Source organism: Arenibacter sp. F26102, from assembly GCF_023015865.1.
Taxonomy (GTDB): domain Bacteria; phylum Bacteroidota; class Bacteroidia; order Flavobacteriales; family Flavobacteriaceae; genus Arenibacter.
In genome coordinates, this window is the sequence record NZ_JALKBC010000001.1 from 473,163 (window position 1) to 485,721 (window position 12,559).

A 12,559-nucleotide genomic window follows, 5' to 3' on the forward strand; every position below is an offset into this window, starting at 1 on the left:
AAATGGATTTACAACTCAAGGATAAAGTAATTATGGTTACCGGAGGTTCCAAAGGAATCGGTCACGGAATAAGCGTACTATTGGCAGCTGAAGGTGCTATCCCAGTTATAATTGGGAGGGATAAAAAAAGTATGTTGGAGGTGGTTGCGGATATCGAAAGAAGTGGAGGAAAAGCCTCTTTTGCTTCGGCAGAACTTACCGATCCGGAACAATGTAGACTTGCCGTGGAAAGTACTGTTGAAAAATATGGAAAGATTGATGGTATAGTCAATAACGCTGGAATCAATGACGGGGTTGGACTGGAAAATGGGAATTATGAAGATTTTTTGAAATCTATTAACCGTAACCTTACCCACTATTATTTAATGGCCCACTATGCATTGCCAGAATTAAAGAAAACCCAGGGTGCCATTGTTAATATAGGTTCCAAGACCTCCGTAACCGGGCAGGGCGGAACATCGGGCTATGCCGCTGCCAATGGAGGGCGCAATGCCATTACAAGAGAATGGGCCGTGGAACTATTGCCATATAATATTAGGGTCAATGCGGTTATAGTAGCAGAATGCTACACCCCATTATACGATCGATGGATCAAAACTTTTGACAATCCAGAAGAAAAATTAAAGACTATAACCGATAAAATCCCATTGGGACAAAGAATGACAACGGCCGAGGAAATTGCCAGTACCGTTGCTTTTTTGCTTTCCAATAGATCTAGTCACACTACCGGGCAGTTGCTCTTTGTGGATGGGGGTTATACCCATTTGGACAGGTCAATTTCTTAAACGCTTAAATAAAATTAACAACAAGGTAAACCAGATAATAATCAATTAACAATAATCAACAATCCAATGAAAGACCAAAAACCACCAGTAGTATCCAAAAAGGTACTAATTCCATTTATTTTAATTACCTCCTTATTTGCACTTTGGGGGTTTGCCAATGCAGTTACCGATCCTATGGTGCAAGCCTTTAAAAAGGTATTGGAACTCTCCAATTCCCAAGCTGCTTGGGTACAAATGGCATTTTATGGAGGCTACTTCTGTATGGCTCTACCGGCCGCACTTTTTGTGCGTAAATATTCCTATAAAGTAGGCGTATTAATTGGTCTGGGCTTGTACGCAGGAGGGGCTTTATTATTTTATCCGGCTGCTATTACCGAGCAATTCTGGTTCTTTTGTTTGGGGCTTTACGTCCTTACCTTTGGGTTGGCCTTTTTGGAAACTACTGCCAATCCGTATATTTTGGCCATGGGAGCTCCCGAAACGGCTACACAACGCCTAAATTTGGCCCAAGCCTTCAATCCTGTGGGATTATTGCTAGGACTATTGGTGGCGCAGCAATTTGTTCTTAAAAAATTACAGTCAGATGATATAGCGGATTATTCTGCTTTGGAAGAGGCTAAAAAAGCCTTGATCAGGACTACGGATTTAATGGTGATTAGGGACCCCTATGTTATTTTGGGATTGGTAATTTTAGCCGTTTTTGTTTTAATTGTGATTAGTAAAATGCCACAAGCCAAGGATGAAGGAGGAATCCCTAGTTTGGGAGATACTTTTAGCGGATTGTTCAAGAATCAAAAATATGTACTGGGCGTAGTGGCTCAAATATTTTATGTGGGTGCCCAGATTATGTGCTGGACTTATATTTATCAGTACGCCGAGGCCATAGGAATGTCTAGCGAGGATGCAGCCACTTACCAATTTGTGGCCTTTATCCTGTTCTTGGTGGGTAGGGCCATTGGAACCTATATGTTACGATTCATGAGTCCCGGAAAACTATTGATGTACTTTGCCATTTTTGCAACTCTGTGCTGTTTGGGAACCATTTATATTGAGGGTATAATAGGCTTGTACTTTTTGGTGGGGATTACATTTTTTATGTCCCTAATGTTCCCTACTATTTATGGAATTGCGCTTAACGGACTTAATGAGGAGGAATCCAAAATTGGTGCAGCAGGTCTGGTAATGGCCATTGTAGGAGGGGCTTTAATGCCTAAATTACAGGGAATGATCATTGATGAAGGAGGTAACGCAGTAAACGACATCCGTATTATGGGGGTTACCGAGGTGAATTTTTCCTTTATCCTTCCAACTCTTTGTTTTGTTTATATTGCATGGTACGGATTACGGGTGTTTAAAAAATATGAGCTGGCAGTTTAAGCTAAAGTATTTGGCTTATATGTGTCTCTAGTTAATAAGTGACTAAAAATAAAAGATATGAAAAGATATTGTTTAGCATTAGATCTTAAGGATGATCCGGAGTTGATCAAGGCCTATGACGATTACCACAAGGATGTTTGGCCAGAGATTCTTCAAAGCCTTAGGGAATCCGGTATAAAGGATATGGAAATTTACCGGGTGGAGACCAGGATGTTTATGATTATCGATGCCGATGAAAGCTTTTCCTTTGAAAAAAAGGCAAAAATCGATGCTAAGTACCCAGAAAATGAGAAATGGGAGGAAATAATGGGGAAATTTCAACAATCATTGCCTTTTGCAAAACCGGGAGAGAAATGGGTACTTATGGAGAAGGTTTTTAAACTATAGACCTGGATAAAGAAAATAAAGATCATAGGATGGTACGTAAAGTTTACTTTTTGGAGTTTAAGAATATTGTTGGAACAGTCCTGCTCTGTTGTTTCCTATGTCTTGTAAGTTGTAAAACTAAAAATGAGCAGGGAGCAAATGTTGTAGGGGTAGAAAAGGAGGGTTATGCCAAAGGTACCTTTGGGTATGACAGGGAGTTTTTGATGGAGCATTATAAAGACTTGGTACTTTTGGAAAATGGGGAGTCGAGCATATTGATTTCTCCTGAACTTCAAGGTCGCGTTATGACTAGTACGGCCAAGGGAAATGAGGGAAAAAGCTTTGGTTGGATCAATCATGATCTAATTACATCTGGAGAAATAAACGAGCATTTTAATCCAACAGGTGGTGAAGAACGCTTTTGGTTGGGACCGGAAGGAGGGCAGAACTCCATATTTTTTGAAAAAGATACCAAGTTTGAATTTGATAATTGGTATGTCCCCAAGGAATTGGATATCGAAGCCTTTAATTTTGTGGATAGTAATGAAAATCAGGCCTTTTTTGAAAGGGAAATGAAACTGGTGAATTATACCGGGACGACTTTTGAGTTAAAGGTTCAAAGGAATATTAAACTTTTGGATAAGGAAGATGCCTCCGAAATTCTTGGACTCCTAATTCCAGAAAAAGTTAGTATGGTAGGTTTTGCTTCAGAAAATAGTATAACCAATTTAGGCTCTGAAAGATGGGACAAGAAAACGGGCCTTCTCTCTATTTGGATTTTGAGCATGTTCAATTCCTCGGATGAAACCACTATAATTGTTCCCTTTAAGAAAGGCGATGTAGAGCATTTAGGCAACAAGGTCACGGACGATTATTTTGGGAAGATTCCAAAAGAACGACTTCAGGTCCATGACAGTGTTTTGTTTTTCAAGGCGGATGGAAAGGAACGTGGGAAGATTGGTATTTCCCCTCAAAGGGCACTGCCGGTATTGGGAAGTTATGATGCTAAGAACAAAGTGCTTACGATTGCAAAATTCAGCCTTCCGGAAGGAGTCAGGGATTATGTTAATTCCCAGTGGGAGTTACAGGAATTTCCCTATTCCGGTGATGCAGTAAACGCATATAACGATGGCCCGCTTGAAGATGGCGGACAGTTGGGTCCCTTCTATGAATTGGAAAGTTCGTCCCCTGCACTGGACCTTAAATCCGACGAAAAAAGTACCCATGTACATCAAACTTTTCATTTTGTAGGGGATGATGGTGATTTGGAAAAACTGGCTAGAGATATATTGGGAGTTTCACTCAAAGGAATAGCTGAGCAACAATAAATACATAAGGCCCCCAGCCAACAGGTTTTTAATAAGTTGGTGAAGGTTTGAGAGTGCATAAGAGAGTAATATTTAAGAACAAATGCAGATTAAATGCCATGGAGAATAAAAAAGAAATAAAGATCAATACTAAATATCCTTCCGTTGTTGATCTAAGAAACAAAGCAAAAAAAAGGATTCCGCAGTTTGCTTTTGAGTATCTGGATGGGGGTTGTAACGAAGATGTAAACCTACATAAGAATACGGCTGAAATACGCGATATAGAGCTACTGCCTTATTACCTTAGTAAACATACAGGTTCCAGTATGAAGACCGAGCTCTTTGGACACGTCTACGACGCACCTTTTGGAATTGCTCCCGTTGGCCTACAAGGGCTTATGTGGCCCAACGCTCCAGAAATTTTGGCAAAATCGGCCTTTGAGCATAATATCCCGTTCATTTTAAGTACGGTGACAACCAGTAGTATTGAACGTATTAGTGAGATTACAGAGGGTAAGGCCTGGTTTCAGCTTTATCACCCTACCGAGGACAGTGTAAGGAACGATATTATTAAAAGGGCGGAAGCGGCAGAATGTCCAGTATTGGTTATTTTGTGCGATGTGCCCACCTTTGGTTTTCGTCCAAGGGATATTAGAAACGGCTTGGCTATGCCTCCCAAAATGTCCGTAAAGAATATACTTCAGGTACTTGGTAAACCAAGTTGGGCATTTAATACTTTGAAACATGGACAGCCCAATTTCGAAACCCTTAGACCTTATATGCCAAAAGGATTGGATTTGGCACAATTAGGGAAATTCATGGACCAGACCTTTTCAGGTAGGTTGAATGAGGAGAAGATCAAACCTATCAGGGATATGTGGAAGGGCAAATTGGTAATCAAAGGGGTTGCCAACGAAGCCGACGCTGAAAGCGCCATTAAATTGGGATTGGATGGTATAATTGTTTCCAATCATGGCGGTAGACAGTTGGATGCCGGGGAATCTACCATCAAACCTTTGACAAGAATCGCTGAGAAATACGGAAAGCAAATAAAGGTAATGATGGATAGTGGCTTAAGGGGAGGACCGGATATTGCCAGGACTATGGCCAGTGGGGCCGAATTTACCTTTATGGGGCGGTCATTTATGTATGGAGTTGCAGCATTGGGAGCCCAAGGGGGGGACCATACCATATCACTTTTAAAAACAGAATTACAACAGGTAATGGAACAAATATGTTGTGAAGAGGTTAAGGATTTTCCAAACCATCTGATTTAAAGGATACAGGCTTAAAGCAAAATTTACACTGATTACTTTAAGTTCGCCATTAGAACCCAATATATGGACTCATGGAAAGTCGGATCGAAGATATTTTTATTTTTGATCCGGCTTATTCTGTTTTTAAGGAGCTGGATTCCAGTTGGGTCTCAAAGGAAATTTGTTGAATGGCCTGTGTTGGGTCCTCTATCTGTCCTACAAGGATTCTCAATGCCTTTTCTCCAATTTTCTTTATAGGTTGATGTAGATAGGGGATTGGATCTTCCAGGAAATTGTATGATGAATTTTGATCGAATACAACGACATTTATTTTCTTAAGTATCTTCCTGTCCAAGCCCAACATTTGCGTCAGCCCCTCTTCTGCCAAGGTGTTGGTATGAAAATAGATGGCATCCACTCCGGCATCCTGTACCAATTCTTTTACCACCCTTTTCATTTCCGTTTTTAAGGACCTGTGATCAATTTTTTTTATGAATTGTGTATTCTCTTGTAGTCCAGCTTGTTTAAGGGCTTCTAGATATCCTAGATGCCTTTTTTCATAATGGTGTAGAGTAGATTCGTAAAGTACGGCTCCAATTTTCTTGTTTCCTTTTCCCAACAAATAATTGGTGGCCTGCATGGAGGCCTTAAAATTGTCTACAGTAACGTAATTGGTATTAAGATCATCAAAGAACCTGTCGATCAACACAAAGGGAATGTCCTCTTTGGTAAGTTCGGCAATAATATCCTTGGAGCCCTCTGGTGCTGCAATAATAAAACCATCGACTTGCCTCATTCTAAGAAAATCCAAAACCTTATTGAATTTCTCCACCTTTTCGTCCGAGGATCCGAAGATAACCGTATAGTCCTGCGAAAATGCCTCATCTTCTATAGTTCTAGCCAAGTGAGAGAAGAACGGGTTTGAAATATCCGCAACAATAACACCAATAGATCTTGTCTTATTGGTCTTAAGGCTTCTTGCATTCCAATTGGGATGATAGTTAAGTTCCTTTGCAACCTGTCTTATCTTTTTGGCAGTTTTTTCGGATACCCTATTTTCCTTTCCTTTATTGCTTAATACGTACGAAACCAAGGGTATGGAAACACCCACAATTTTTGCGATATCCTTTAATGATGTTTTTGGTTTCATGTATATTTTGGATTAAAATTACTATGTTGGCGGGAGCCTTGATTGTAACTTGTTTGTAATCTGTGAGTTAAAGATTTTTAGGGTAGATGTTACCCAGTTGTCAAAATTACAAAATTCTTGCCAAAATTCATTGATGGTCTAAATCTCGGGACGTAATGTCAAAATCCTTACCTTCCTATCCCATCCATACTTTTAAAATCAACTACCTATCTACTTAATGTTCATAGATGACATCAGTCTTTTTATTAAATATGGATATAAGGAAGCCAACAATAAAGATGGCCGCAGTTCCAAATACGATAGTTAGATAAGTATGGAAGGAGGCGCCAACGGAATCCTCTCCGAAAATAGTGCTGGACAGGCTCATCCAAATAATAATCAATATTCCCACCAATACCCCAAAAAGGGCACCTTTAATATTTTTGGTTTTGGAGAACAGTCCTAAAAGTAAAAGCCCCAACATACCACCACTAAAAATGGAGGAAAGTTTCCACCAAGCATCAAGGGCACTTTTTACGTTTATCATGGCTATGGCAATAACGATTCCAATAACACTTATGATTGCCGATGAAATATAAAGTACCCGCATTCCTTCTTTATCGGAGGCGGTCTTTTTAAAATATTTGTTGTAGTAATCCGTAAGAAAAACGGTAGCGGAACTGTTAAAACTTGTTGAAATGGTGCTCATTCCTGCCGCAAAGATAGAAGCGATCATAAGTCCAGTAATCCCTGCAGGGAGGGCGTTAACTATAAAATAAGGGAATATACTGTCGCCTTTATTTATATCCTGCAGCTCTACCGGTAGGGTTGCCGCTGAATGGTAATAGGCAAAAAGCGAGGTGCCTATAAAAAGAAATACAGCAGAAATGGGCAGGTAGATCAATCCCCCTATCAATGCAGATTTTTGGGCTTCCTTGTCGGATTTAGAAGCCATATATCGCTGAACATAATTCTGGTCTATACCATAATTTTGTAAATTGATGAATACACCGTAGACTAAGACTACCCAGAAAGTAGGTTCGGACAAGCTAAGGCTGAAACTACCAAGTCCAAATTTATCATTTTGGGCTGCAATGTCGAAAACTTGTCCAGGACCTTCGGGCATATTGAAGAGAATAAAGCCAACACAGACCAGGGCCCCAACGATTAGAATTATGCCCTGAATGGCATCCGTCCATAAAACCGCTGTAATTCCGCCCAACATGGAGTATATGGATACTACCAAACCGGTAAATATTATTATGGTTACCATATCCCACCCAACTATTGCATTTAGGGTCAGAGCCAAAAGATAGAGTATGGTTCCAATACGCATTAACTGGGTTAATAGGTAACAAAGGGACACATAGATTCTAGCCCAGGCGCCAAAACGTTGTTCCATATACGTATAGGCCGATGGACTATTTATTTTTCTGTACAACGGAACAAAATATTTTACCGCAATCAAGGAAGCAATAGGAAGCGAAAGGCTAAATGCCAGTGCGTTCCAATTGGATTGATAGGCGTTCCCCGGAAGGGCAAGGTAACTTATACTACTAACGAAGGTTGCAAAAATGGACATGGTAACTACCCAGCCCGGGATGTCGTTATTGCCCATGGTATAGGACGAGGACGTTCTACTCTTTTTAAAAAATGAGCCTCCGAAAAGGGCTATTCCCCCTATGTAAATGAAGAATACAATTAAATCTAAACTGTTCATTGTAATTGGCTATTTAGCTATTGTGGTAAATTTTTTAAAAGTAGGACATTCACGTTACTTAAATGATGGCTAATTGTAAAATCCTGAATTTTATTATATCGTCAAAGCCATTTAATGATAAGACGATCTGCTGGATATAAGTATACGCCACATTATTTGCTTTATCGATTAAGCAATGATAATTAATTATTTCATAATATCAAAAGAAAGAGGGTTTATTTTGAAAGAATGTTAGTAATGGAGCTCAATTTTAACTTACTGCACAATATTGGGCCATGATTCACATTATCCAAATCCGAAATCATAAATTTTACCACTTCTATTTTTTGTTTGGCCTCTCTAGCAAAGGCTACCAGTAAATGTCCATCGTGCTTTAATCCATGTGGGTAATCTAATTGTCTTCCTCCCATTAGATATCCCAGTGAGGTAATGGCCGTGCCCAAAGTCCAATATACCTAATCATCGGTATAGATGAACAGTATATTTGGCGCTTTAGACTGTGCATTTAAAGCGAAACAACAAACACATAAAATTATCTGAATGTATTTCCCTATTGTACCTTTACATAATGTCATAAAACAATAGATTATAAATGTTTTCTGAATTTCTTAATGCGATGAAAAGTCAGGAAATTTGCATCATGATTATTATGAGCCCCACCAACTCCGTCATCGTAGGCTGTTCTAGAAAGAAATAGGATATCGTTTCCTTTTACCATCCAATCAACATATTGAAACCCATGATTTGATACATCTGGATGCTGTAAAATCACCTTTCTTTGATTCCATTGGACTAAATCCGGGGAAGAAAATAATGCCAAGGTATTTCTAATCTTGGCAGGATTTGTGCCTTCATTATCCTTTTTTATCTGTTCAGGGATTACATTGGCTAATGTCCAATAAAGTCCAGAAGGCTCATCGTATTTGATGATAAATTTTTTGCTGCCTCCTGGGAAATCCTTAAAGCCAGTATTGAAATCAAAAGAAGCATTTTTACCATCAGCACTAATTTTAACAAATGCTGCTTTTTCCTCTAATGTAGAGCGATCATCAACACGCAATATATCCCACATCTGTCCATCCTTATCTACGACAGCATTGCCTTCTAACCAGCCGCCAAAATTTCCATCAAGGTAAGTTGGGTCAAAGTATAGAATGTTACTGGACGTCCAACTATCGGCATTCAACAAATCGGAATCTATAGGAGCTGAAAGCATAAATGCGCCATATCTTTTTCCCCATTTTTTAATTGGGCCCATGGCACTTTCCATAGCTCTCCAAATTCTGCCATTATACGTAAGAATTGCCATAGGTGCACAATGATATTCCCCTTCTAAGATTAAACCATTTTTAGCATTGCTTGGGGTGGTCCAGGTGTTCCCTCCATCTTCTGAAAGTCTAACAAGCGTATTTCCATGATGTTTGTCGGTGCCTAAAAACCAAAGCTTTCCTTGATTGACAAAAAGCTTAGACCAAAATGCGCCATCAATCTCAGCTATCTGACTCCAGGATTTACCTTTATTTTTAGACGTGTAAATTTTGGAAGTTGCTTTCACATGTTCATTGGATTCAGGACCAAAAAAATCATGGGAAGCAACATAATTTCCATTTGGTAGAATCGCCAAGCTAGGGGAGCCAATATATTTACCTGAAGATGCAGGGCTATATGCCACGACTGTCCCTGGCACTTTTGAATCGTCGTATAGCTGGGCAGTTAAGGAAACACTGCTAATAAGGTAAATTAGAATTAATGTGATTTTTTTCATTTTGGTTAATTGTTAAAAGTGTTTATAATGGAAATTTTCTTGTTATAAGAGCGGACCTTGTAGGCGAGCATAAATGAGGTGAATAATAGGTGTTGTTCTTAACTCACCCAATATTTGGTATATATAATGGGTTAAAGCCAAGGAATGGGCATTGATGTTTTTGCGCCAAGTCATCTGCAAGAATAAATACGACATTCAATTTTTCATCTTGAGCCATAATAAAAATTTAAAACAAACAGCCCAAAATAGTATTGCCAATATTCCTCATTTTAAATAGTTTTTTTAATGTTGTCCTAGAACGTATTTATTTTTTTTCACATAGGTATATTACAATCAATTTTAATGTTTATTTCATCTTCATGTTGCCCAAATCCGAAATCTTAACTTTTACTACTTCTATTTTTTGTTTGGCATCCCCAGCAAAGGCTATTAATAAATATCCATTGTGTTCCAATACATGAGGGTAATCTATGTGTCTTCCTCCTACCAGATAGCCCATTTTGGTAAAGACCATCCCATCATTACTAATGGCCAAGGTTAAAGGGTCGCGTTTTTTGTAATTGGAATTGGAGACCAGCACATATCTTCCATCCTGTAATCGCAGGCCATGAAATTTGGACCTTGCGTCCGGAAAGTTGGTTTGCACCGGTGGACTCCAGGTACGGCCATTGTCCGTTGAAAAGGAACGATACAAATATCCGCTTTTGCGATTGTCCCGAAATAGCGCCATCAGGTTTTTATTATCGGGCAAGATCCACCAATAGGGTTCCTCCGCTTCCAGTTGCGTACTTGTTCCAAAAACGGGATAAACTTCCCATTGATCAAACCGCTCTTCTGCACCCACCATAAAATCGACACCCTTTTCAACATAGTCAAAAGACCTTCTCGACATTAACCACTCTCCAGTAGGTAATTTCTTGGGCGGAAAATTATTAATTGCATTTTCCATAACTAGGCCATGGTATTCCCATGATTCGGATTCCTTGTTCCATTTAAAGGCATGGAGGGCCAGCGCCGGACCAAAAAAGCCTTTAGCCTCGTCCAATGAGGCCAATGCCAAAAATTCACCTTTGTATTCCCAAAAGCCTCTCGAGATCCACCTGAGCCCCTGATTTGTTCTAGTGTTGTAATTGGGCGATTCCGGGCCAGAGCCTTCAGGATATGTGGTTAGGAATTTTGGTTTGTCCCAGTGCAAACCATCGGTGCTGGTGGAATATTTAACTACCTGACCCACTCTATCTTCAACCCCGGGACCATCGCTCCACATTATCCAATAACGATTGTCATGGTAGGCCAAATAATTGTGTTGGTTAACACCATCTGGGGTAACATCGCTTACTACAGCATGCTCGACTGGGATTTTAGGAATTTTATCAAAATCTATCTTATGCGGATCATGGAGCCAATCTCCTTCTAGCATCAATTTAGATATGGGATTGGAAACCGGATTCGGATAATCTACGGTTTTATCCTCTTTACATCCAGAGAAAGCAAGTGGAATAAGCAACATCAAAAACGAGACAACAACGGACTGCAACTTCTTAAATATTTTATATTTCTCCATGCTTATCTTTTGGATGTCATAAGTGTTCTCTAGTACAAATATTTTATCAGTTGTCCTTTGGACCAATTACTAATTACAGACTACAACTGCTTAGGGTCTATGACTACATGTTTTACGGACTGCCTTACGTAGGTGTAGGTAATATGAACCAAGCCATCTGCTGATTGAATAATGGCAGGGTAGGAATATCCCGATTCGGCCGGTACATTTTCCAAGGTCATGACGGGCTTCCAGTTGATGCCGTCATCGGATATGGCCAGATTAATCATATTTCTGCCCTTTGGCTCTTCCCCCTCTTTTGTGGTGTGATTATAAATAAGTAACTGCCTATTGTCTTTAAGGGTCACAGCATCTGTTCCCGAGTTGGGGTTTGGAAGTTCGGTAGCGGTCATTTTGCTCCATGTACGGCCTTGATCCTCGGACCAACTCTGAGAGATTACATTTTGTCTCGTTCTGCACAGAACTTGCATTTTACCATTGGGATAGGTAAGTATACTGGGCTGAATGGCATCAAATTCCTTTCCGTCGTTAATTGGGCCTACAACTTCCCAAGTCCGGCCATTGTCCTTACTTATTTCAAAATGTACCATCCAATCCACATCCCCATCTTCCAATTTATATTCGGTACTAGTGGGTGATATTATGGTTCCATCGGCCAATTGGATGGGCTTGTTTTTTACAGGTCCCAACAAGTGTCCAATTTTCTCGTCGGTTCCCATTTTTTCTGGTTTGGACCATGTTATTCCCCCATCTGGAGAAGTCATCAACATTCCCCACCACGTTCTAGGGTCAGGTCCTTCTTTATAGAACAACAACAGCGGACCCTCTGCCGGCTGAAATAGTACTGGATTCCAGAGGGGGTAACGCAGAGTGTCATTTTGCACACCATTGACCACTTCTTCTGGCCATGTCCATTTGCCATCTACCATTCGGGATACCCTAATACCAACATCTGGATTTTTTTCATGGGTGCCTGCAAAAAATGCACTTACAAGCCCAGTGGGCGTTTCCACTATGGTGGAGGCATGACATTCCGGTGTAGGTTTGTTATCCAATGGGTATATCAATTCCCCACTTAGGTAGGCGCCTTGCCCTGGTTGGGACAATGGGGGCAAAGTGAAATTACCTGTAATATCGTTGCCGCTTTTAAGCTCTTCTGTTGTTGCCGTTTTCTCCGTTTTGCTCTTGCAGGAGAAAATGATTAAAGTCAGTACTGTTAGAAAATAGTGAATACTTTTCATGGTGATTTTAGTTTTATCTATTTTACGATCAATAATTGGGAACTTTTAT

10 protein-coding genes are annotated in these 12,559 nt (G+C 40.0%); 5 read left to right on the forward strand and 5 right to left on the reverse strand.

The genetic code is table 11. The annotated features are described in order from the left end of the window. The first annotated feature begins 2 nt into the window (after window positions 1–2). From MWU78_RS01875 to MWU78_RS01895, 5 genes are all read left to right on the forward strand, one after another. Entirely contained in the window at window positions 3–785 is a 783-nt protein-coding gene (locus MWU78_RS01875; RefSeq protein ID WP_246994433.1) for an SDR family oxidoreductase, read from the forward strand. A 66-nt stretch (window positions 786–851) separates the two neighbouring features. Continuing rightward, window positions 852–2,162 (forward strand): L-fucose:H+ symporter permease, encoded by a 1,311-nt coding sequence (gene fucP, locus MWU78_RS01880; protein WP_246994435.1) that lies wholly within the window; start codon window positions 852–854, stop codon window positions 2,160–2,162. 57 nt (window positions 2,163–2,219) lie between these two features. Beyond that, on the forward strand, window positions 2,220–2,549 hold the full coding sequence (locus tag MWU78_RS01885) for an L-rhamnose mutarotase (protein ID WP_246994438.1): 330 nt from the start codon (window positions 2,220–2,222) through the stop codon (window positions 2,547–2,549). 29 nt (window positions 2,550–2,578) lie between these two features. After that, window positions 2,579–3,856, forward strand: a complete 1,278-nt coding sequence (locus tag MWU78_RS01890) for a DUF6786 family protein (protein WP_246994440.1) — start codon at window positions 2,579–2,581, stop codon at window positions 3,854–3,856. 98 nt (window positions 3,857–3,954) lie between these two features. Continuing rightward, window positions 3,955–5,112 (forward strand): alpha-hydroxy acid oxidase, encoded by a 1,158-nt coding sequence (locus tag MWU78_RS01895; RefSeq protein ID WP_246994442.1) that lies wholly within the window; start codon window positions 3,955–3,957, stop codon window positions 5,110–5,112. 112 nt (window positions 5,113–5,224) lie between these two features. On the opposite strand, the gene MWU78_RS01900 is transcribed toward MWU78_RS01895, so the two are convergent. From MWU78_RS01900 to MWU78_RS01920, 5 genes are all read right to left on the reverse strand, one after another. After that, entirely contained in the window at window positions 5,225–6,241 is a 1,017-nt protein-coding gene (locus tag MWU78_RS01900) for a LacI family DNA-binding transcriptional regulator (protein ID WP_246994444.1), read from the reverse strand. Between the two features lie 214 nt (window positions 6,242–6,455). Continuing rightward, window positions 6,456–7,940: a sodium:solute symporter gene (locus MWU78_RS01905; RefSeq protein ID WP_246994446.1), complete on the reverse strand. Its 1,485-nt coding sequence runs from the start codon at window positions 7,938–7,940 to the stop codon at window positions 6,456–6,458. A gap of 586 nt (window positions 7,941–8,526) precedes the next feature. Then, window positions 8,527–9,705: a sialidase family protein gene (locus tag MWU78_RS01910; RefSeq protein WP_246994448.1), complete on the reverse strand. Its 1,179-nt coding sequence runs from the start codon at window positions 9,703–9,705 to the stop codon at window positions 8,527–8,529. A gap of 346 nt (window positions 9,706–10,051) precedes the next feature. Continuing rightward, window positions 10,052–11,269, reverse strand: coding sequence for an exo-alpha-sialidase (locus MWU78_RS01915; RefSeq protein ID WP_246994450.1), 1,218 nt, complete (start codon window positions 11,267–11,269; stop codon window positions 10,052–10,054). Window positions 11,270–11,349: 80 nt separating this feature from the next. Beyond that, window positions 11,350–12,510, reverse strand: a complete 1,161-nt coding sequence (locus MWU78_RS01920; protein ID WP_246994452.1) for a sialidase family protein — start codon at window positions 12,508–12,510, stop codon at window positions 11,350–11,352. Window positions 12,511–12,559: the final 49 nt, after the last annotated feature.